Here is a 19,342-nt window from a genome sequence, read left to right as displayed (position 1 = left end):
TCTAGCCGAACTGCTCGTAACCGAGCTTCAGCACGAGGGCGCCGACGACACAGAGCAGGACGACCCGAACGAAACCGGCACCGCGGCTGATCGCCATGTGGGCGCCGAGCTGCGCGCCGACGATGTTGCAGACCGCCATCGCCAGCCCGATGGCCCACAGCACGTGCCCCTGCGCCGCGAACACGGCGAGCGCGCCCAGATTGGTGCCCGTGTTGATGATCTTCGAGGTGGCGGAGGCGTCGACGAAGTCCATGCCGAGCAGCGTGGTGAACGCGATCACCAGGAACGTCCCGGTGCCCGGCCCGACCAGCCCGTCGTAGAACGCGATCGCGACGCCCGGGACGAGGACGGCGGCGGCGACCCGGCGGCGCGTCCGCAGCACCAGCCGCGGGGTCCGGCCGAGGTCGGGCCTGAGCACCACGATCGCGGCCACCGCCAGCAGCACGACCATGATGACGGGCTTCAGCACGTCCGAGGAGATCGCCGCCGCGCAGAGGGCGCCGCCGGCGGCGCAGCACACCGCGAGCAGGCCCGCCGGGAGGGCCACCCGCACGTCCGGCTTGGCCTTGCGCGCGTAGGCGACGGCGGCGGACGTGGTGCCCGCGATCGAGCCCAGCTTGTTGGTGGCGAGCGCGGTCGCGACCGGCTGCCCCGGGTTGAGCAGCAGCAGCGCGGGCAGCTGGATCAGCCCGCCGCCTCCCACCACGGCGTCGACCCATCCCGCCGCGACGGCGGCGGCCAGCAGCAAGACGACCTGCTCGGCGTGCACGGGGGCTCCCGGGAGGTAAGGAGTGAAAGTCAGATCACCGATTACCCTAGCGGCCGGTCGGCCGCCGCCTCCGGCCAGGCCCCCGCTCCCTCAGGCGGCCCGCCACTCGTCGGCGAGGATCGCCCATACCTGGACGTCCCGCCGCTCGCCGTCGAGCACGAACGCCTGCCGCAGGACGCCCTCGCACGTCATCCCGAGCCGTTCGGCAACGGCCGCGCTCGCGGTGTTGCGCGGGTCGCACAGCCACTCCACCCGGCGCATCCCCCTGGCGCCGACCGCCCAGTCGATCATGATGCGGACGGCCGCGGTGACCAGCCCGCGCCCCCGGGCCTCGGCCGCGAGCCAGACGCCCGCCTCGCAGACGCCCTGCGCGGCGTCGAACGTCCGGAAGACCGTGCCGCCCTGGAGGACGCCGTCCACCCAGATGCCGTAGAGGCGCCCCTCGTCCCTGGCCTGCCTGTGGGCGTAGGCCTGGAGCAGCTCGCGGGCCGTCTTCTCGTCCACCACGGTCCGGGCCCAGGGGATGTACCGGTCGATGTCCGCCCGGACCCGGTCGGCGTGCGCGGCGAACTCGGCCGCCTGCCAGGGCTCCAACGGGCGCAGCTCAGCGCCCTCGGCGAGCGTGCGAGCGAACATGGGGGCCTCCCGGGAGGGTACGTACCGAACGTTTGTTATGTACTCTACGGGAGTGCCCGCCCGAGGTGATCACGACGCCCGCCGCCGGGACGTGTCCGAGGCCGTCTGGCGCGTCCTGGCCGGCCGCGGTTTCGGCGGCCTGACCCTGCGCGCGGTCGCGGCGGAGATGGACGCGTCCACCGGACTGCTCACGCACTACTTCCCGAACAAGAGGGCCCTCGTCGCGTACGCCCTCGACCTCGCCGAGGAGCGCACCGCGAACCGCGCGCTCCGCGAGGCACCGCCAGGCCTGGCGTCCCTGCGCGCGGCGCTCCTGGACGTCCTGCCGCTGACCCCCGCCGCGGCCGGCATGAACCGCATCTGGGTGAGCTCGTGGGACGTCGCGCTCGCCGACCCCGAACTCGGGGAGCGCCAGCGGCGCCGCTACGAGAACTGGCGCGCGCGGCTCCGGCCGCACGCCGCGGCCGCCGTCGAACGCGGCGAACTGCCCGCCGGGGCCGGCGTGGACGGCACCGTCGCGGCCGCCGCCGCGTTCGCGCACGGCCTCGTCGTGCACGCCCTGTTCGACCCGGACGCCTACCCGCCAGACCGCCAGACCGCGCTGCTGGACGCCTTCCTGGCCGCCCTGACGACGGCTTCCCCCCTCCCCCTGGCGCCCGGCGACGAGGAATAATGCCCCGATGACCAAGCCGCGCACGCTGCGCTGCCCCCGCCACCTCGGCATGATCCTCGCCGGGGTCGCCATCGCCGCCCTCTTCGGCGTCGTGGCGATCCAGAAGGCGAGCGACGGCGCGGGCGCCCCGGCGCTCGCCGCCGGGATCGCGTGCTTCGCCCTCGCGCTCGGAGTCGTCCCCCAGCTGCGGACGCGCATGATCCTGGACGCGGAGGGCCTCACCCTCGTCTCGGGGTACGGCCGCCGCCGGTTCGCGTGGACGGAGATCATCGAGATCAGCGCGGACGCCCACCACTCCTACTGGCTGCTCCAGGTGCGCTCCGAGGAGCGCGAGCGCCAGGCCGCGTTCTTCCCCGTCAGGCTGGCGTCGATGCCGGTGGACCAGGGCACCCGCTTCAGCGAGCCGTCCGGCGACACCCCCTACGGCCTCTACCGGCTGCACGCCGGGCTCTGGGAGGAATGGCGACGCAACACCGAGCCCGGTGCCGCTGAGCCATCCTGGTCCCATGACGACCAGGACGCGCGCCCTCGGTGACGACTTCGCCGCCCCCATCGACGACCGCTACTTCGAGGACTACACCGCCGGCACGACCTACGAGTACGGCCACGTCACGGTGGACGAGGCGGAGATCATCGAGTTCGCCCGCCGCTTCGACCCGCAGCCCATCCACGTGGACCCGGACTTCGCCGCGTCCGGCCCGTTCAAGGGCATCATCGCCAGCGGCTGGCACACCGGCTCGATCATGATGCGGCTGTTCGCCGACCACTTCCTGTCCCGGGTCGCCAGCCTCGCCTCCCCCGGCGTGGACGAGCTGCGCTGGCCCGCCCCCGTCCGTCCCGGCGACACCCTGCGCCTGCGCGTCGCCGTCCTGGAGGCCCGCCCGTCGCGCTCCAAGCCGGACCGCGGCATCGTCGCCACCCGCGCCGAACTCCTCAACCAGGACGACCAGATCGTCCTGCACACGCTGCCGGCGAACCTCCTGCGCCGCCGCACGGCCTGAGCGGCGCCGGATCAGGGGGCGCCCTCCCGCACCGGCCGGGGCTCGGCGGCCGGCGCCGGGACGGCGGGCTCGGGCAGCGTCCGGAACAGCAGCCAGGCCAGCGCGGGCAGCGCGATCAGCGGGGCGAGGGCGACGCGCAGCGACGCGGCGTCGGCGACGGCGCCGAGGACGGGGCTCGCGAGCCCGCCGACGCTGACCGTCAGGCCGAGGGTGACGCCGGCGGCGGTGCCGACGCGCGTGGGCAGGTAGTCCTGCCCGAGGGTGACCTGAAGCGAGAACGGGACGTAGAGCCCGGCGGAGGTCAGCGCGACGAACAGGTAGAACGCGGGGCCGGGCACGAACACGATGCCCGCGACGGCGAGGACGGTCAGCAGGTACGACCGGCGCACGACGGTGACCCGGTCCCAGCGGGCGGCCAGGGAGCCGCCCGCCACCGTGCCCACCGCTCCGCCGACGTACAGGACGAACAGCGCCGCCGTGCCCGCCGCCACTCCCCCTCCCGTGCGCTGCCGCGCGTAGAACGAGATGAACGTGCTCAGCCCCACGAACACGATCGACCGGCAGACCACGGCGAGCGACAGCTTGACGAAGGAGCGTGCGTCGTCGACCCCGGCCGCCGCCCCTGCGCGCCCGCCGGAGGCCGTCCCCCCAAGGGCGCGCAGGACGGGGAGGCACACCACGGCGCCCGCGAGCGCCGGCACCACGAGGAACGGCGTGCACCGCAGGCCGCCGGTCGCGACGACCGCCGCGACCAGGAGCGGCGCGAGCGCGAACCCGATGTTGCCGCCGACGGAGAACCAGCTCATCGCGGTGTGGCTGCCCCTGCTCGCCCTCCGCGCGACGCGGGCGGACTCGGGGTGGTAGGCCGCGACCCCGATGCCGGAGACCGCCACGAACGCCAGGGTGAGGGCGTAGTCGCCGCTGAGACCGCTCAGGGCGATCCCCACTCCCCCCAGAAGCGTGCTCAGCGGGAGCAGCCAGGGCATCGCCCACCGGTCGGTGAGCGCGCCGAACAGCGGCTGCGCCACCGAGGACAGCAACGACGCGGCGAGCACGATGCCCGACGCGGCGGCGTAGGTGTAGGCGCGCTCGGCCACGAAGAACGGGACGAGCGCCGTCACGGACCCCTGGTAGACGTCCACGCACGCATGCCCGGCGGACAGCAGGAAGATCGGCCTTGCTTCTCGTGAACGCGCCGCTTCTCGGGAACTCGGTGACACGTCCCTCATGCTCGCGCCGGGAGACCGTGTCGGACTTCCGATATTCTGCCAACCGATGCAGGAAACCCGCCATCAACCGATCGCCCCGACCCGGGCGCGCTCGCTGGCGCCGGGCGCCGCCATCGACGCGCACCGCCACGACGACCACCAGATCGCCTACGCCGGACGGGGCGTGGTGGCCGTCACCACCGGCGCGGGCTCCTGGGTGGCGCCCGCCGACCGCGCCATCTGGATACCGGCCGGTGCCGTCCACGCCCACCAGGCCCACGGCGAGCTCGAACTGCACCTTGTCGGCCTGCCCGCGTCCGACAACCCGCTCGGGCTGGACGAGCCGGCGGTGCTCGGCGTCAGCCCCCTGCTGCGCGAACTGATCCTCGCCTACACCCGCGACCCGGACGACGCCACCCCCGCCCGGGCCCGGCTGCGCGCCGTCCTGCTGGACCAGTTGCGCGTCTCGTCCCAGCAGCCGCTGCATCTGCCCGCCCCGGCCGTCCCGCTCCTCAAGGCGCTGTGCGACATCCTGCACGCCGACCCCGCCGACGCCCGCACCCTCGCCGAGCTGGGCAGGGAGGTCGGCGCGAGCGACCGCACCCTGTCCCGGCTCTTCAGGAGCGACCTCGGGATGACGTTCCCGCAGTGGCGCACCCAGCTGCGCCTCTACCACGCCCTGATCCTGCTGGCCGAGAACACGCCGGTGACCGCCGTGGCCCACCAGTGCGGCTGGTCGTCCGCGAGCGGCTTCATCGACGTCTTCCGCCGAGCCTTCGGCCACACCCCCGGCGCCCACCACCCCGCGTGAGCGGGCCGCCGGCCCTCCGCGGGCTCAGTTCTTCAGGAAGTCCAGCAGGTCGGCGTTGAACCTCTCCTTGTCGCCCGGCACGAGCGCGATCCCGTGCGAGGACCCCTGGTACACCTTCAGGACGGCATTCGGAATGATCTTGGCGGCCTTGCGGGCGGTCGCGTCGATCGGCACGATCTGGTCGTCGTCGCCGTGCACGATCAGCGTGGGGATGTCGAACTTGCGCAGGTCCTCGTGGAAGTCGGTGCGGGCGAAGGCGTCGACGCACTTCACGCCGGCCTGGATGCTCTCCTGCATGCCCATGAACCAGAACGCGTCGCGGTTGCCCTGGGTGGCCTTGGTGCCCGGACGGTTCGCGGAGAAGAACGCCTCCGATGCGTCCTTCCAGTACTGCGAGCGTTCGCGCAGGATGCCCTTCTTGATCTCCTCGAAGGCCTCCGCGGGCACGCCCTCGGGGTTGTCCTCGCCCTGGAGCATGAGCGGCGTGATCGCCGACAGCAGGACGACCTTGCGGACCCGTCCGGTGCCGTGCCGGCCGATGTAGCGGGCCAGTTCACCGCCGCCCATCGAGTGCGCGACCAGCGTGACGTCCCGCAGGTCGAGCTTGTTGATCAGGTCGTTGAGGTCGTCGGCGAAGGTGTCGAAGTCGTAGCCGTTGAAGGGCTGGCTGGAGCGTCCGTGCCCCCGGCGGTCGTGGGCGATGCCGCGGTAGCCGTTGTCGGCCACCATCTTCATCTGGTCCTCCCACGCGTCGGCGTTGAGCGGCCAGCCGTGGATGAAGACCACGGTGTGCCCGCCGCCCCAGTCCTTGTAGAAGATCTCGTTGCCGTCGCGAGTGGTGACGAATCCCATGTTCGAACCCCCGTAGCGCTCCTGTGGACACGATGGCCCGGACGGCCCGCGCCCCAGCGACAAAACGGCCGTCCAGCAACCAGCCGCACCGATACCCCGACTACCGCCCGAAACGACCAATGACCGGTCGAACTGTCTTTACCTGGCCTTCCACCACGAACACGGACCTCGGCCCGCACGCGTGGCGAGCGGCGTCTTCGCCGACCGCTTCATCGTTCCCACCGGTTCTCAGCCGCACAATTGGGCGGCCAGAGTGGCGTAGGCCCACTCTTCCCACGCGTCGGGCGCCCAGCCGCGGTCTTGCACGAAGAGCAGGTACAGCTGCGGGCTGAGCAGGCCGAACAGCAGGTCCGCGGCCATCGCGGCGGAGACGCCGGGGCGTGCGTCGGGCTTGGCGACCAGCGCCTCGGCAGCGGCGTGCTGCACGCTGTAGCGCGGGTCGGGGTCGTCGGGCCACTGCGCGGCGATCTGCGGGTCGGCGGCACCGGCGGCCGCGATCATCGACATGATCGGGGCGACCCGCCCGAGGATCTCCGCGGTGCCGCGCACGTGCGCCCGCAACTGGCCGGCCGCGGTGGGCGCGGCGCACGCGGCGCGGAACCACTCCCGCTCCATCGTGGCGACCGGCTCGGCGTCCCCGGCGATGGACGTGTCCACGACGTCCTTGAACAGCGCGCGCTTGTTGCCGAAGACGAAATACACCGTCTGGACGGCCACCCCCGCCCGGTCGGCGACCTCCTGCAGGCTCGTCGCCCCGTAGCCCTGCGCGACGAACAACTCCCGGGCCGCCTCGACGACCTTCCCCCGGGTCCGGCGTGAGCGCTCGGCCCTCTTGTCCGGCCGCTTGACGGTGTCCATGGCGGGAGTATATCTCTAGAGTCCGTCACTAGAGTTCACATCTAAAAACTTTGGAGGGGCCATGGACCACGCCGTTCAGGGGGCGGAGGCACACGGGGTCGGCGCCGAACGCGACCAGGAGGAGGCCGTCCGCCGGGAGCTGGAGACCTACTACCGCTCGGGCAGGCCGCCGTGGGACAGCGGCGTGACCCCGCCGGAGCTCGTCACCCTGGTGGAAGGCGGCGATGCGCTGCCGCCCGGCCGCGCGCTGGAGCTCGGCTGCGGCACCGGTACCAACGCCGTCTACCTGGCCCGGCACGGCTGGGACGTCACGGCCGTCGATCTGATCGGCCGGGCGGTCGACCAGGCCCGGGCCAAGGCCACCGCGGCGGGGACGGCGGTCCGGCTACTGCACGGAGACGCCACCCGGCTCGATGAGCTGGACGCGCCCGGTCCGTACGACCTGTTCTTCGACCTGAGCTGCTTCTGCGGGATCCCACCGCACCGCCGCGACGCCTACGCCGCCGGCCTGACCGACCGCGCCGCTCCCGGCGCACTACTGCTGATGTTCGGCTACGGCCCCGAGGCGTTCGACGACCCGATCTCCGGCGTCACCGCGGACGAGCTGCGCGCCAGGTTCCCCGGCTGGGAGCTCGTCGACGCCACACCCGGAACGAACCCGGTGCCCACCTTCTGGTTCACGCTCAGGCGCACCGGCACGGCCACACCACAGGAAAGGAATGAGATGCACACGGTCATCAACGTCCAGCAGGCCGAGGCATGGAACGGCTGGGAGGGGACGGCCTGGGCCGACAACGCCCCTCGGTACGACGCGATGATGGGCGGTTTCAATCAGCCGCTCCTGGAACTCGCCGCGATCGGCGAGGACGAGACCGTCCTGGACATCGGCTGCGGCACCGGACAGCTCACCCTGCTGGCCGCACGCCGGGCGGCGCGGGCGGTCGGCGTCGACATCTCCGACCCCATGCTCGCCCGCGCCCGCGCCGACGCGGCCGAGCAGGGCATCGGGAACGCGCGGTTCGATCAGGCCGACGCGCAGGCCCATCCCTTCGAGGAGGGCGGCTTCGATGTCGTCGTCAGCCGCGGCGGCGTCATGTTCTTCTCCGATCCCGCCGCGGCGTTCGCCAACATCGCCCGCGCGCTGCGGCCCGGCGGCCGGATGGTGTTCATCGTCCCGCAGGCCGGTGGCCCCGACAGCGAGTACGCCAAGGCGACCGCCGCTCTCGCGCCGCTGATGCGCCGCCCCTCGCCCGCGGCCCGCGGCATGGGCTCGCTGTCCGACCCCGACCGCATCCGCCAGGTGCTCCATGAAGCAGGCCTGACGGACGTGACCGCGAGTCCGGTCCAGGCGCCGATGGACTACGGCACCGACGCCGCCGACGCCGCGGACTTCGTCCTCAGCCAGGGGCCTGTCTGCTACAACCTCCAGGACGTGGACCAGTCCGCCATCACCGGCGTCCGCCAAGAGCTCCAGGCGGCCCTCACGGCCTACGAGACTCCGGACGGTGTCCGCATCCGCGGCTCCGTGTGGCTGGTGAGCGCCATCCGTCCCTGACTTCGTGGCGTGGTCAGCCTTCCGGATAGAAGAGGAAGAGCGTGCAGCCGGTCGTCGTCTGCGGGACGTGCCAGGACCCTGCGGGGGCGTGAAGGAACGAACCGGCCGGGTAGTCCCGTTCGCCGTCGTTGAAGGTTCCGGAGACCACGAACACCTCTTCAGGCCCCGGTGCGTGAACGTCAATCCCTTCCCAGCACGTGTTCGGGTCCATCTGCAGGACGCAGGCCTTCGCGCCGTGGTCCCCCTCCCACAGCGGCCGCAGATGGATGCCCGGGAAGAGTTCACGGACCGGGGCGTCCTCAAGGGCGGACCACGTATAGCCAGGCGCGCTCTGTTCAGTCGTCATGGGACAAGCCTGGCGACCGGGCCCTGTCCGGCCGAGTGTCAGGAATGACATGATGCGGTACTTTCATGCCATGCATCGCGTCGCGGCGCTCGTGCGGCCACCGCAATCGGCCTTCGAACTCGGCTTCACGGCCCAGGTGTTCGGGATCGAGCGGGCCGGGCTCCCGGGCAGGTACGCCTTCCGCGTGTGCACGGAGAGCCCCGGCCCCGTCGCGACGCTGGCCGGGTACGACATGCTCGTGTCCGAGGGGCTGGACGCGCTCGACGAGGCCGACACCGTGGTCGTCCCGGGCTGGCTGCCCGCCGGGAGGCCGCCGTCCCCCGCGGTCGTCCACGCTCTGACCCGCGCGCACGCTCGCGGCGCCCGGGTCGTCAGCATCTGCTCGGGCGCCTTCGCCCTGGCCCACGCCGGCCTGCTGGACGGACGCACGGCGACCACCCACTGGGCCCTGGCGGACGAGCTCGCGGCGACCTTCCCGCGCGTCGAGGTCGACCCGGACGTGCTGTACGTGGACCACGGCGACGTGGCCACCAGCGCCGGAGCCGGGGCCGGCATCGACCTGTGCATGCACCTGCTCCGCACCGACCAGGGCGCCCGGTACGCCGCCCACGTCGCGCGGACCATGGTCATGCCGCCCCACCGCGAGGGCGGTCAGCTGCAGTACTCGGCGCCGCCGCACCCCGTCCAGATCGACGGCACGCTGGCGCCGCTGCTGGACTGGATCGCCGGGCGGCTCGGCGAACCGGTGACCGTCGAGGGCATGGCCGCGCACGCGGGCGTCTCCACGCGCACCCTCGCCCGCCGGTTCGCCGGGCAGCTCGGCACCAGCCCGGGGCAATGGCTGCTCACCCGGAGGATCACCGCGGCGCGGGACCTGCTGGAGTCCTCCGACCTCCCCCTGGACGCCATCGCCCGGCGCGTCGGCCTCTCCTCGGCCACCAACCTCCGCAGGCGTTTCCTCAACACCCTGGGCACGACGCCGGGCGCCTACCGCCGCACCTTCCGCGCCGCGCCCCGCCGGCTCGACTCGCCCTAAGCGTCGCCGGACTGGGGAAGGTCGGCCCTGGCCGTCTCGTAGTCACCGGTCGGAGGCGCGTCGTCCAGGCGGTAGACGAGGTGGACCACACCGGTTCTGAACGTCTCCGAGGAGACGAGCTTCAACGGCAGCGGCGCGTCGGCGTCCTCGAACAGCCGCATCCCCTTGCGCACGGCGATCGGGTGGACGAGCAGGTGCAGCTCGTCGAGGAGGCCCGCCTCCAGAAGCCGCCGGACGACCGAGACCGAACCGCTCATCGCGATGTCCGACGTGGACGGCTCCTTCTTCAGCGCGGTCACGGCCTCGACGAGGTCGCCCCGGAGCCGTTCGGAGTTGCGCCAGGTGAAGTCGAGGTCCTGGCCGGTCACCACGATCTTGCGGGCGTCCCCGAGCTTCCTGGCGAAGTCGGCGTCCTCACCGCCGGCCTTCTCGCGGTCCGGCCACGCCCCCGCGAAGCTGTCGTAGGTCCTGCGGCCGAGCAGGAGGGTGTCGGCCGACCCCATCTGGGCGTCGACGGCCTGGCCCATCTCCTCGTTGAAGTACGGGAAATGCCAGTCCTGCGGGTCCTCGACGACTCCGTCGAGCGAGATGAACAACCCTGCGGTGATCTTCCGCATGCTGGGGCTCCTTGAACAGCGTGTCGGCCATGGTGCTCACGAATGGAGACCGGCGCCGCCACCGGAACTCATCGGCGCCGCAGGGAACGGCTGAAGAGCCGGACGTCCTCCACCAGAAGCTCCGGCACCTCCATGGCGGCGAAATGGCCGCCCCGCGCGTACTCCGACCAGTGCTCGATGGCGCCGTCCGGGTCCATGAGAGAGCGGATCGTGGTGTCCGCGGCGAAGACGGCGACCCCCACCGGCGCAGCCGGCTTCGGCGAGGGCCCGCTCTGCTGCGCCGCGAAGGCCTTCCACGCCTGCATGCCCTCGTAGACGGCGTGCGCCGAGGACGCCCCGGAGCCCGTGAACCAGTAGAGGCTCACGTTGGCGAGGAGCTGGTCCCGGTCCACCGCCGCGTCGGGGAGGCCGACCGCCGGGTCCGTCCACTCGTGGATCTTCTCCACGATCCAGGCCAGCTGGCCGACCGGCGAGTCGTTGAGGGAGTACGCCAGGGTCTGCGGGCGGGTCGACTGGAGAGCCAGGTAGCCGGTCCCCTCCTCCCTGAACCTGTTGAACTTCCGCGCCCGGTCCCGATCGGCTCCGGTGAACAGATCCGGCTCAAGGGCGGGCCCGAACGGCGGGGCCGCGCCCGTCCCCGAAAGGTGGACGCCGGCGACACGCTCCGGGGCGACCATGGGCAGCATGCCCGCCACCCCCGACCCGACGTCGGTCCCCTGGGCGACGTACCGCTCGTATCCGAGGCGGCGCATCAGCTCCGCCCACATCCGCGCGACGCCGAACAGGTTGAAGCCCGCCTCGCCGATCGGGTTGGAGAATCCGTAGCCCGGCAGCGAGGGCAGGACGACGTGGAAGGCGTCGGCGGGATCGCCGCCGTGGGAACGGGGATCGGTCAGCGGCCCGACGACCTTCATGAACTCGACCGGCGAGCTGGGCCAGCCGTGCGTGAGGACGATCGGCAGCGCATCCGGCTCCGGCGACCGCGCGTGGAAGAAGTGGACCGTCTGACCGTCGATCTCCGTCCGGAACTGCGGGATCTCGTTCAGGGCCGCCTCCTCGGCACGCCAGTCGAAACCGTCGGCCCAGTACGCGGCGAGTTCTCTCAGGTATCCGGCGGGAACGCCGCGGCTCCAGTCGTCCGGTCCCGCGGTCGCCGGCCAGCGCGTCGCGGAGACGCGGGCGCGCAGGCCCTCGATCTCGGCCGCCGGGACGTCGATGCGGAAGGGACGGATCTCGTTCGTCATGACGTGAACACTAGAGGGCAATGCGGAACAGATCGTTCCGCGATTCGCGGCATCATGGAGGAATGATGCGAACCTCGGTCCGGCTGCTCCGGCTGCTGTCCCTCCTCCAGGCCAGGCGCGACTGGACCGGGCCCGAGCTGGCGGAGCGCCTCGACGTCACCACCCGGACCGTCCGCAACGACGTCGAGCGACTGCGCGAGCTCGGATATCCGGTGGACGCGGCCCCGGGCGTCGGCGGTGGCTACAGCCTCGGCACGGCCGCCGTGCTGCCGCCTCTCCTGTTCGACGACGAGGAGGCGGTCGCGGTGGCGATCGGGCTCCGCACGGCTGCGACCGGCGCGGTCTCCGGCATCGAGGAGGCCTCGGTCCGCGCGCTCGCGAAGCTGGAGCGCCTCCTGCCGTCGCGGCTGCGCCACCGGATCGGCACGCTCGCGTCGACGACGGTCGCGCTGCCCGGCTCCGGGCCGTCCGTGGACGCGTCCGTGCTGACCATGCTCGCCGCCGCCTGCCGCGATCACGAACGCCTGCGCTTCGGCTACCGCACGCACGGCGGCGCGGAGGGGCACCGCGTGACCGAACCCCACCGCCTCGTCGCCTCCGGCCGCCGCTGGTACCTCCTGGCCTGGGACCTGGAGCGGGACGACTGGCGGACCTTCCGCGTCGACCGCATCGTCCCGCGCCCGCCCGCCGGGCCCCGGTTCACGCCTCGGGACATGCCGGACGAGGACGTCGCGGCCCGCATCTCCTCCGGCCTCGCCCAGGCGATGTGGGCCTACAGGGCGCGGGTGGTGGTGAACGCGCCGGCCGCCGAGATCGCGGCTCGGGTGCCCGCCGGCATCACCGTGGAACCCGCCGGGGACGACACCTGCGTCGTGGAGGTCGGCTCCGACGACCCGTCCATGCTCACCGTCTACCTCGGCATGCTGGACGCCGACTTCCAGATCGACGAGACCGCGAACCCCGAACTCGCCGACCGCCTGCGCATCCTCGCCGCCCGGTACACCCGCGCGACCGATGCCCGCCCGTAGACGTCCTCACGGCTCGGTCGGACTGCCCCCCCTGAAGCGATGCGTCCAAGCCCGCGCTGGCGGTGAGGGGTCAGAGCTTCTCGATGGTGGCGAAGCGGAGGACCAGGGTGCGGACGCCGTAGTCGCCGCCGAAGTCGACGCTGGCCTTCTCGCCCTTGTCGTAGACGGAGACGACGGTGCCCAGCCCGAAGGCGTCGTGGGTGACCTTGTCGCCTGGAGACAGGGACGGGACGGGGCGGTTGCCCGGCGAGCGGGTCCCCGGGCGCTCCGCCATCCGCGACATGGCGGAGCCGGACGTGGAGGACGCCTCGCGTTCCCACTCGACGAGGGATTTCGGAACCTCGCCGAGGAAACGGGACGGCGGATTGACCTGCGGCGCTCCCCACGAGCTGCGCATCGTGGCCCGGGAGACGTAGAGGCGCTGCCGGGCGCGCGTGATGCCGACGTAGGCGAGGCGGCGCTCCTCTTCGAGCTCCTTGGGGTTGCTCATGGCGCGCAGGTGCGGGAAGACGCCGTCCTCCATGCCGGTGAGGAACACGACGGGGAATTCGAGGCCCTTCGCGGTGTGCAGCGTCATCAGGGTGACGACACCGTGGTCGCTCTCCTCGGGCTGCTCTCCCGGCGGGACGGGCCCGCCCTTCGCGCCCCCGGGGATGGAGTCGGCGTCGGCGACCAGGGCGACCTGTTCCAGGAACTCGGGGAGGCGACCCTCGGCGGGCTCGCCGTCGAGGCGCTCCTCGAACTCGCGGGCGACGGCTTCGAGCTCCTGGAGGTTCTCGATGCGGGTCTCGTCCTGCGGGTCCTTGGACGCCTGGAGCTCGGCGAGGTAGCCGCTGGCCTTCAGCACCTCGGCGACCAGGTCGGCGGGGGCGAGCGACTCGGCGGCGGCGCGCAGCTCGTCCAGCAGGGCGACGAAGTCGCGGACGGCGTTGAGCGAGCGGGTCGCCATGCCGGGGACGTCCTCGGGCGTCCGGAGGGCCTGCCAGAACGAGATGCGCTCGCGGGACGCGTACGCCTCGACGCAGGCCTCGGCGCGGTCTCCGATGCCCCGCTTGGGGACGTTCAGGATGCGGCGCAGGGAGACGGTGTCCTCGGGGTTGGCGAGGCAGCGCAGGTAGGCGAGCGCGTCGCGGATCTCCTTGCGCTCGTAGAACCGGACGCCGCCGACGACCTTGTACGGCAGCCCGACCCGGATGAAGACCTCTTCGAAGACACGGGACTGCGCGTTGGTGCGGTAGAAGATGGCGACGTCGCCGGGGCGGGCCTCGCCGTCGTCGGTGAGCCGGTCGACCTCGCGGGCGACGAACGCGGCCTCGTCGTGCTCGTTGTCGGCCACATAGCCGATGATCTTGTGGCCCTCGCCCTGGTCGGACCAGAGCTTCTTGGGCTTGCGGTCGGCGTTGCGCTCGATGACGGCGTTGGCCGCGGACAGGATCGTCTGCGTGGAGCGGTAGTTCTGCTCCAGCAGGATCGTGGTCGCGTCGGTGTAGTCGCGCTCGAACTCCAGGATGTTGCGGATGGTCGCGCCGCGGAACGCGTAGATCGACTGGTCGGCGTCGCCGACGACGCACAGCTCGGCGGCCCCGACCCCCTCCACGGGCGCGGTCAGCTCGCGGACGAGCTCGTACTGCGCGTGGTTGGTGTCCTGGTACTCGTCGACCAGGACGTGCCGGAAGCGGCGCCGGTAGTGCTCGGCGGCCTCCGGGAACACCTGCAGCAGGTTGACCGTCATCATGATCAGGTCGTCGAAGTCCATGGCGCCGGCCTGCTGGAGCCGCGCCTGGTACATCTCGTAGGCCTCGGCGAGCGTCTGCTCCATGTGCGTGGACGCCCGCGCCTTGAACGTCTCGTAGTCGATCAGCTCGTTCTTCAGGTTGGAGACCTGGGCGCTGAACGACTTCGGCGGGTAGCGCTTGGGGTCGAGGTCGAGCTCGCGGCAGACGAGCGCCATCAGCCGGTTCGCGTCGGCCTGGTCGTAGATCGAGAAGCTCGTGGGGAAGCCGAGGCGCCTGGCCTCGCGGCGCAGGATCCGGACGCACGCGGAGTGGAACGTCATCACCCACATGGCCCGCGAGCGCGGCCCGACGAGGGCGTCCACCCGCTCCTTCATCTCGGCGGCGGCCTTGTTGGTGAAGGTGATCGCGAGGATCTGGCCGGGGTGCACCTCCCGCTCGCCGAGCAGGTGGGCGATGCGGTGGGTGAGCACCCGGGTCTTGCCCGAGCCGGCGCCGGCGACGATCAGCAGGGGGCTGCCGGAGTGCACGACGGCGGCGCGCTGCTGCGGGTTGAGGCCGTCAAGCAAGGGGTGAGCTTCGGTCTTCGACATCACGTGCGAGTCTACGGCGCCGCGCGGACGTTTTCGGCGCGTCCGGCCGAGCCGGGGTGTCCCGGCCCCGCTCCGCCCGCGCCCCGGACGCCCCCGCCTCCGCCCGGCCGATACCCCCGGTGACCTTGATCAGGGGCCCGGCGGCAGCATGTGGACAGATGGGGCGCCATTTGGACACGGTGGGTTGACTCGATCTCACGTCCCGGCAGACGTTGGAGATGGAGCGGACACCGGCCGGGCCCCCGGCCCGGACCCGGAGTGCAAGACCCGTATTGCATCCCCGCATGTCCGCGCACAGCGGCGCAGAGTCATCAGGGACTCGCGCACTGTCACAGGGGAGGTGGCTTTGATGACCCACCAACAGGAACTCCAGACACAGCTCGACACCGAGATCGTGGTACCCGCGCAGTGGTCGGGAAGGGCGACCCAGGCGGCGGCACCGCCGCTCGCGCGCGCCGTCCCGCGGCCGGTGCCGGTACCGGTTCCGGCGCAGCCCGGCCACAGGTTCCTGATCTACAAGCAGGACCCGTCGGTCACCGAACTGGGCGCGCGTCTGACCTTCATCCCGACCGTGGTGCTGAACGGCCCCATGGACGTGCGCGTCCAGACCGAGTTGCAGGGCGTCACCCCGGTCGCGCGCAACATCAACGGCGACTTCGTGTTCACCCCCGGAACCCCGCAGTTCGACTGCGCGCACGCGTTCGCCGTCGTCCGGGAGACGATGGCCATGTACGAGCGGCACAACGGCGGCGTTCCGATCCCGTTCGCCTGGAACGTCGGGGGCAACACCGAACGCATCACCGTGTTCCCGCACGCCGGCGAGGGCGCGAACGCGTTCTACACGCGGACGGCCAAGGCGTTGAAATTCCTGTTCTTCACGCCGAAGGGGCAGCCACCGTCGAACGTGCTGTTCACGTGCCAGTCCCTTGACATCGTCGCGCACGAGACGGGCCACGCCGTCCTGGACGGCCTCAAGCCCGGCTGGCTGGCGGCGGACGCCCCGCCGCAGACCGGCGGGCTGCACGAGTCGTTCGGCGACATCACGGCGATCTTCCTGGCCCTGGCGCAACCGGACCAGGCGGACGCCCTCGTCTCGCTCACCAAGGCGAACCTGCACGACAGGTCGTTCCTGGCGGACCTGGCCGAGCAGTTCGGCAAGGCGCTCGGCATGCCGTCCGGGCTCCGCAACGCCGACAACGACCTCAAGCTCAGCGAGGTCGGCAACGAGGTGCACGCGATCTCGCAGGTGTTCACCGGCGCGATCTACGACATCCTCGCCGACGTGTACACCTTCGAGCTGAGCCGGCAGCAGCGCACGAAGGACGCGGCGATCGTGCTGATCGAGACGGCGTCCGCGCTGTGCGGGCTCGTGTTCGACGCGATCGTCGCGTCCCCCGCGACGAACGCCCGCTACGTGGACGTGGCGAACAAGATGCTGCAGGCCTCGGCGAACCGCGGCGACCCGGCCGTCTACCGGACGTTCATCCGCAACCGGTTCGCCGTCCGGGAGATCACGACGGCGGCGACGCCGCTGCGCGACCTCATGAGCGGGCAGATGGCGATGACCGAGGCCGCGTACACCGGGGACGGGCAGGACGTCACCGAGGTCGAGGCGCACGACGAGAACTCGGCGAGCCTGCTGGCCGCCCAGGACAGGTCGCGCTGCTGCGGGACGATGCAGATGCCCGAGTACCAGGCCGTCCCCGCGGAGAAGCTGGCCCAGGGCGGGTCGCTGGAGGACGACGACATCCTCCGCGCCCAGCTGGACGAGCTGCGCAGCGCGTTCGGCAAGTAGCACCCGTTCGGCAAGTGACACCGTTCGGCAAGTGACACCGTTCGGGAGGTGGCGACCCGCGGCGAGCGGGTAACGAGCAGGGAGCAGGCGAGTCGACGGGGAGGTGCGCGGGCATGCGCGTGACGATCGAGAGCACCGGCGGTTTCAGCGGCCACAGCACGGTCGTCGCGCGGTACGACACCGCGGCCCTCCCCGCCGGGCAGGCGGGACGCGTCCGCGAGGCGGTGGACGCGCTCGCCGCCGCGCACGCCCGCGGCGAGCCCGGCGAGATCGGCGCCGACCTGCCCGCGTACCGGATCACGGTGTCCGGGGACGGGGCGGAGGAGTACGGGGCGGCCGGCGAGCCGCGCGTCTACGAGATACGCGGCGACCCGACCGCGGGGGTCGCGTCCGTCCTGGGCACCCTCCTCGAAGGCCCCGACGCCACCCCCTGACCGCACCCCGGGGATCAGCTCGTCTTGCGGTGGTCGCGGGCGGATTCGGCCGCGGCGTGGACGGCGGCGAGGTCCGCGCCGGTCGCCGCCATGGACGCGGCGGCGACCGCGCCCTCGACCAGCGGGGCGTCCGCGAGCACCACGTCGTCTCCTTCGGCGTCCTCGATGAGCATCTTGGCGGTCAGCACGGAGCTGCCGAGGTCGGCGAGCAGCACGACCCCGTCGCCGCCGTCCGCCGCGGCCACCGCCTGCTCGACGAGGTCGATGCTCGTCCCGAGGCGGCCCTCGGAGTCGCCGCCGGCGGGTTCGACGACGGCCTTGCCGACGCCCATCGCGCGGGCGACCTCGGCGACGCCTTCGGCGAGCGTCCGGCTGTGGGAGATGATGACGATCCCGACCATGTCACCCCTCCCCCGCGGTGTCGGCGAGGGCTTCGAGCAGCAGGGCGGTGGACGAGGCGCCGGGGTCCATGTGCCCCTCGCTGCGCTCGCCCAGGTAGCTCGCCCGGCCCTTGCGCGCCCGCATCGGAACGGTGCCGTCGGCGCCCTTCGAAGCCGCCTCGGCGGCGGCGCGCGCGCATCCGGCGAGGTCGGAGCCGCCCGCCAGGGCCGCCTCGTACGCCGCGACGGCCGGAGCCAGCGCGTCGACCATCGTCTTGTCGCCCTCGGCGGCCTTCCCGAGATCCTGGACGCCCTCAAGGGCGGCCCTGAGCGCGGCGCCGAGCGCGGCGGCGTCCACGCCGGCGGCGTCGCCGAAGGACTTGCCCGCTCTGCGCAGCACCGTCCCGTAGAGGGGGCCGGACGCGCCGCCGGTCTTCGACACGATGGCCCGGCCGGCGGCGATCAGCACCTTGCCCGGCGGGACGTCCTCGGGGAGCGCCTCCACGGCCGCGCGGAAACCCCGGTCGAGGTTGAGGCCGTGGTCGCCGTCGCCGATCGCCGCGTCCAGCCGGGTCAGCCGCTCGGCGTCGGCGGACACCCGCCCGGCCGTCCTCCTGATCCAGGCCGCGAAGTCCCCCGCGTCCATCGAACCGGTACCCGTCGAACCGGTGTCCGTCGAACCCGCGCTCATCGGCCCCACCGCAGCCCCGGCGTCTCGACGGGCGCGTCCCACAGGCGGGTCAGCTCGGGCGTCACCCGGCACACGCTGATCATGCAGCCCGCCATCTCCAGGCTGGTCACGTACGGCCCGACCAGGCTGCGGACGACGGTCGCGCCGTGCCCCTCCAGCCACCGCGCCGCCGCCGCGTAGGCGACGTACTGCTCGATCAGCGGGGTGCCGCCCATGCCGTTGACCAGCACGAGCACCTCCGAACCCGACAGTGGCATGTCCGCGTCGATCGCGCTGAGCGCGGCGTCCACGATCTGCTCGGCGGTGCCGACCCGGACGCGTTCGCGGCCGGGCTCGCCGTGGATGCCGATGCCGAGCTCCATCTCGTCCTCGCCCAGCTCGAACGTCGGCGTCCCCGCCGCCGGGACCGTGCAGGACGACAGCGCCACGCCGAACGAGCGGCTGCGCTCGTTCACCTCCCGGGCCGCGGCCGCCACGTCCGCGAGGGGCGCGCCCTCCTCGGCGAGCGCCCCGGCGATCTTCTCGGCGAACAGCGTGGCGCCGGTGCCGCGCCGCCCGGCGGTGAACGTGCTGTCCTCCACCGCGACGTCGTCGTCGACGACGACGGACACGACCTCGATGTCCTCGTCCTCGGCGAGCTCGGCGGCCATCTGGAAGTTCATGACGTCGCCGGTGTAGTTCTTCACCAGGTGCAGGACACCGGCTCCGCCGTCCACCGCCATCGTCGCGGCGATGATCTGGTCGGGGACGGGCGAGGTGAAGACCTCGCCGCAGCAGGCCGCGTCCAGCATCCCGTGGCCGACGAATCCGGCGTGCAGCGGCTCGTGGCCGGATCCGCCGCCCGAGACCAGGGCGACCTTGCCGGTACGGGGGGCGTCCCCCCGTATGACGGTCCCGTTCGCGGGGTCGACCTTCAGCGACGGGTGCGCGGCGGCCATTCCGCGCAGGGCGTCGGACACCACGTCCGCCGGGGCGTTGATGAGTTTGCGCATGTCTCAGCTCTACCCCGGCGAGGAGCCCCGTCCCAGGCCCAATCGCCGATCATGAGATTCCGGGGGGTGCCCGGACGGTCCGCGTGCGCG

General features: G+C 72.4%; 21 protein-coding genes. 9 read left to right on the top strand and 12 right to left on the bottom strand.

Going from position 1 to position 19,342, the window contains the following annotated elements; genetic code table 11:
- Window position 1: 1 nt before the first annotated feature.
- Both AB0C84_RS13490 and AB0C84_RS13485 read right to left on the bottom strand, forming a co-directional pair.
- Complete coding sequence (locus AB0C84_RS13490; protein WP_361065044.1) at window positions 2-769, bottom strand: TSUP family transporter; 768 nt, start codon at window positions 767-769, stop codon at window positions 2-4.
- A 90-nt stretch (window positions 770-859) separates the two neighbouring features.
- Complete coding sequence (locus AB0C84_RS13485) at window positions 860-1,405, bottom strand: GNAT family protein (RefSeq protein ID WP_361065041.1); 546 nt, start codon at window positions 1,403-1,405, stop codon at window positions 860-862.
- A gap of 52 nt (window positions 1,406-1,457) precedes the next feature.
- Between AB0C84_RS13485 and AB0C84_RS13480 the strand changes: the two genes are divergently transcribed.
- The 3 genes from AB0C84_RS13480 to AB0C84_RS13470 are packed head-to-tail and all read left to right on the top strand — an operon-like array spanning window position 1,458 to window position 3,079.
- Window positions 1,458-2,078 carry a TetR family transcriptional regulator C-terminal domain-containing protein gene (locus tag AB0C84_RS13480; protein WP_361065038.1) on the top strand — a complete coding sequence of 207 codons (621 nt, stop codon included), beginning with the start codon at window positions 1,458-1,460 and terminating at the stop codon, window positions 2,076-2,078.
- A gap of 7 nt (window positions 2,079-2,085) precedes the next feature.
- A complete protein-coding gene (locus AB0C84_RS13475) occupies window positions 2,086-2,613 on the top strand; it encodes a PH domain-containing protein (protein WP_258943871.1) in 528 nt (175 codons plus the stop codon).
- On the top strand, window positions 2,585-3,079 hold the full coding sequence (locus AB0C84_RS13470; RefSeq protein ID WP_258943870.1) for a MaoC family dehydratase: 495 nt from the start codon (window positions 2,585-2,587) through the stop codon (window positions 3,077-3,079). Before AB0C84_RS13475 ends, AB0C84_RS13470 begins: the two co-directional genes overlap by 29 nt.
- 11 nt (window positions 3,080-3,090) lie before the next feature.
- Here the strand turns inward: AB0C84_RS13470 and AB0C84_RS13465 are convergent, their stop codons facing one another.
- Window positions 3,091-4,299, bottom strand: a complete 1,209-nt coding sequence (locus tag AB0C84_RS13465; RefSeq protein WP_361065034.1) for an MFS transporter — start codon at window positions 4,297-4,299, stop codon at window positions 3,091-3,093.
- A gap of 55 nt (window positions 4,300-4,354) precedes the next feature.
- Between AB0C84_RS13465 and AB0C84_RS13460 the strand changes: the two genes are divergently transcribed.
- Entirely contained in the window at window positions 4,355-5,098 is a 744-nt protein-coding gene (locus AB0C84_RS13460) for a helix-turn-helix transcriptional regulator (RefSeq protein WP_258943868.1), read from the top strand.
- Window positions 5,099-5,122: 24 nt separating this feature from the next.
- Here AB0C84_RS13460 and AB0C84_RS13455 read toward each other — a convergent pair whose 3' ends face one another.
- Complete coding sequence (locus AB0C84_RS13455) at window positions 5,123-5,950, bottom strand: alpha/beta hydrolase (protein WP_258943867.1); 828 nt, start codon at window positions 5,948-5,950, stop codon at window positions 5,123-5,125.
- Window positions 5,951-6,178: 228 nt separating this feature from the next.
- Window positions 6,179-6,808, bottom strand: coding sequence for a helix-turn-helix domain-containing protein (locus AB0C84_RS13450; protein WP_361065030.1), 630 nt, complete (start codon window positions 6,806-6,808; stop codon window positions 6,179-6,181).
- A 61-nt stretch (window positions 6,809-6,869) separates the two neighbouring features.
- On the opposite strand from AB0C84_RS13450, the gene AB0C84_RS13445 reads away from it, so the two are divergent.
- Entirely contained in the window at window positions 6,870-8,363 is a 1,494-nt protein-coding gene (locus tag AB0C84_RS13445; protein ID WP_361065027.1) for a class I SAM-dependent methyltransferase, read from the top strand.
- Window positions 8,364-8,376: 13 nt separating this feature from the next.
- Here the strand turns inward: AB0C84_RS13445 and AB0C84_RS13440 are convergent, their stop codons facing one another.
- Window positions 8,377-8,709: a cupin domain-containing protein gene (locus AB0C84_RS13440; RefSeq protein WP_361065024.1), complete on the bottom strand. Its 333-nt coding sequence runs from the start codon at window positions 8,707-8,709 to the stop codon at window positions 8,377-8,379.
- A gap of 70 nt (window positions 8,710-8,779) precedes the next feature.
- On the opposite strand from AB0C84_RS13440, the gene AB0C84_RS13435 reads away from it, so the two are divergent.
- Window positions 8,780-9,745: a helix-turn-helix domain-containing protein gene (locus tag AB0C84_RS13435; protein WP_361065021.1), complete on the top strand. Its 966-nt coding sequence runs from the start codon at window positions 8,780-8,782 to the stop codon at window positions 9,743-9,745.
- On the opposite strand, the gene AB0C84_RS13430 is transcribed toward AB0C84_RS13435, so the two are convergent.
- The gene (locus AB0C84_RS13430) at window positions 9,742-10,362 is read right to left on the bottom strand and encodes a dihydrofolate reductase family protein (protein ID WP_339155444.1); all 621 of its coding nucleotides are present in this window, start codon (window positions 10,360-10,362) and stop codon (window positions 9,742-9,744) included. The two genes, AB0C84_RS13435 and AB0C84_RS13430, sit on opposite strands and share 4 nt — an antisense overlap.
- A gap of 68 nt (window positions 10,363-10,430) precedes the next feature.
- Window positions 10,431-11,606 carry an epoxide hydrolase gene (locus tag AB0C84_RS13425; RefSeq protein ID WP_361065018.1) on the bottom strand — a complete coding sequence of 392 codons (1,176 nt, stop codon included), beginning with the start codon at window positions 11,604-11,606 and terminating at the stop codon, window positions 10,431-10,433.
- Between the two features lie 62 nt (window positions 11,607-11,668).
- On the opposite strand from AB0C84_RS13425, the gene AB0C84_RS13420 reads away from it, so the two are divergent.
- Complete coding sequence (locus AB0C84_RS13420) at window positions 11,669-12,634, top strand: WYL domain-containing protein (protein ID WP_361065015.1); 966 nt, start codon at window positions 11,669-11,671, stop codon at window positions 12,632-12,634.
- A 70-nt stretch (window positions 12,635-12,704) separates the two neighbouring features.
- Here the strand turns inward: AB0C84_RS13420 and pcrA are convergent, their stop codons facing one another.
- A complete protein-coding gene (pcrA, locus tag AB0C84_RS13415) occupies window positions 12,705-14,960 on the bottom strand; it encodes a DNA helicase PcrA (RefSeq protein ID WP_361065012.1) in 2,256 nt (751 codons plus the stop codon).
- A gap of 349 nt (window positions 14,961-15,309) precedes the next feature.
- Here pcrA and AB0C84_RS13410 point away from each other — a divergent pair, with 349 nt between their 5' ends.
- The gene (locus tag AB0C84_RS13410) at window positions 15,310-16,755 is read left to right on the top strand and encodes a hypothetical protein (RefSeq protein WP_361065009.1); all 1,446 of its coding nucleotides are present in this window, start codon (window positions 15,310-15,312) and stop codon (window positions 16,753-16,755) included.
- Window positions 16,756-16,868: 113 nt separating this feature from the next.
- Window positions 16,869-17,189: a protealysin inhibitor emfourin gene (locus AB0C84_RS13405; protein ID WP_179846028.1), complete on the top strand. Its 321-nt coding sequence runs from the start codon at window positions 16,869-16,871 to the stop codon at window positions 17,187-17,189.
- Window positions 17,190-17,203: 14 nt separating this feature from the next.
- Here AB0C84_RS13405 and dhaM read toward each other — a convergent pair whose 3' ends face one another.
- From dhaM to dhaK, 3 genes are read right to left on the bottom strand one after another with little or no spacing between them, the layout of a single operon-like run.
- Window positions 17,204-17,590, bottom strand: coding sequence for a dihydroxyacetone kinase phosphoryl donor subunit DhaM (dhaM, locus tag AB0C84_RS13400; RefSeq protein WP_258943857.1), 387 nt, complete (start codon window positions 17,588-17,590; stop codon window positions 17,204-17,206).
- A 1-nt stretch (window position 17,591) separates the two neighbouring features.
- On the bottom strand, window positions 17,592-18,260 hold the full coding sequence (gene dhaL / locus AB0C84_RS13395; protein WP_361065004.1) for a dihydroxyacetone kinase subunit DhaL: 669 nt from the start codon (window positions 18,258-18,260) through the stop codon (window positions 17,592-17,594).
- The gene (dhaK, locus tag AB0C84_RS13390) at window positions 18,257-19,252 is read right to left on the bottom strand and encodes a dihydroxyacetone kinase subunit DhaK (RefSeq protein ID WP_179846026.1); all 996 of its coding nucleotides are present in this window, start codon (window positions 19,250-19,252) and stop codon (window positions 18,257-18,259) included. The genes dhaL and dhaK overlap by 4 nt, the downstream gene beginning before the upstream one ends.
- Window positions 19,253-19,342: the final 90 nt, after the last annotated feature.

The sequence above is a fragment of the Actinomadura sp. NPDC048955 genome (assembly GCF_040649435.1).
GTDB classification, from domain to species: domain Bacteria; phylum Actinomycetota; class Actinomycetes; order Streptosporangiales; family Streptosporangiaceae; genus Spirillospora; species Spirillospora luteofluorescens.
This window is presented reverse-complemented; position numbering and strand designations above follow the sequence as displayed.

What these genes read in the sequence shown, in the direction of transcription:
- AB0C84_RS13475 (WP_258943871.1), top strand. Translation starts at nt 2,086, where the DNA reads ATGACCAAGCCGCGCACGCTGCGCTGCCCCCGCCACCTCGGCATGATC.
- AB0C84_RS13455 (WP_258943867.1), bottom strand. Translation starts at nt 5,950, where the DNA reads ATGGGATTCGTCACCACTCGCGACGGCAACGAGATCTTCTACAAGGAC.
- AB0C84_RS13435 (WP_361065021.1), top strand. Translation starts at nt 8,780, where the DNA reads ATGCATCGCGTCGCGGCGCTCGTGCGGCCACCGCAATCGGCCTTCGAA.
- AB0C84_RS13430 (WP_339155444.1), bottom strand. Translation starts at nt 10,362, where the DNA reads ATGCGGAAGATCACCGCAGGGTTGTTCATCTCGCTCGACGGAGTCGTC.
- dhaK (WP_179846026.1), bottom strand. Translation starts at nt 19,252, where the DNA reads ATGCGCAAACTCATCAACGCCCCGGCGGACGTGGTGTCCGACGCCCTG.
- AB0C84_RS13420 (WP_361065015.1), top strand. Translation starts at nt 11,669, where the DNA reads ATGATGCGAACCTCGGTCCGGCTGCTCCGGCTGCTGTCCCTCCTCCAG.
- AB0C84_RS13460 (WP_258943868.1), top strand. Translation starts at nt 4,355, where the DNA reads ATGCAGGAAACCCGCCATCAACCGATCGCCCCGACCCGGGCGCGCTCG.
- AB0C84_RS13405 (WP_179846028.1), top strand. Translation starts at nt 16,869, where the DNA reads ATGCGCGTGACGATCGAGAGCACCGGCGGTTTCAGCGGCCACAGCACG.
- AB0C84_RS13425 (WP_361065018.1), bottom strand. Translation starts at nt 11,606, where the DNA reads ATGACGAACGAGATCCGTCCCTTCCGCATCGACGTCCCGGCGGCCGAG.
- AB0C84_RS13445 (WP_361065027.1), top strand. Translation starts at nt 6,870, where the DNA reads ATGGACCACGCCGTTCAGGGGGCGGAGGCACACGGGGTCGGCGCCGAA.
- AB0C84_RS13470 (WP_258943870.1), top strand. Translation starts at nt 2,585, where the DNA reads ATGACGACCAGGACGCGCGCCCTCGGTGACGACTTCGCCGCCCCCATC.
- dhaM (WP_258943857.1), bottom strand. Translation starts at nt 17,590, where the DNA reads ATGGTCGGGATCGTCATCATCTCCCACAGCCGGACGCTCGCCGAAGGC.
- AB0C84_RS13440 (WP_361065024.1), bottom strand. Translation starts at nt 8,709, where the DNA reads ATGACGACTGAACAGAGCGCGCCTGGCTATACGTGGTCCGCCCTTGAG.
- pcrA (WP_361065012.1), bottom strand. Translation starts at nt 14,960, where the DNA reads ATGTCGAAGACCGAAGCTCACCCCTTGCTTGACGGCCTCAACCCGCAG.
- AB0C84_RS13485 (WP_361065041.1), bottom strand. Translation starts at nt 1,405, where the DNA reads ATGTTCGCTCGCACGCTCGCCGAGGGCGCTGAGCTGCGCCCGTTGGAG.
- dhaL (WP_361065004.1), bottom strand. Translation starts at nt 18,260, where the DNA reads ATGAGCGCGGGTTCGACGGACACCGGTTCGACGGGTACCGGTTCGATG.
- AB0C84_RS13450 (WP_361065030.1), bottom strand. Translation starts at nt 6,808, where the DNA reads ATGGACACCGTCAAGCGGCCGGACAAGAGGGCCGAGCGCTCACGCCGG.
- AB0C84_RS13410 (WP_361065009.1), top strand. Translation starts at nt 15,310, where the DNA reads ATGACCCACCAACAGGAACTCCAGACACAGCTCGACACCGAGATCGTG.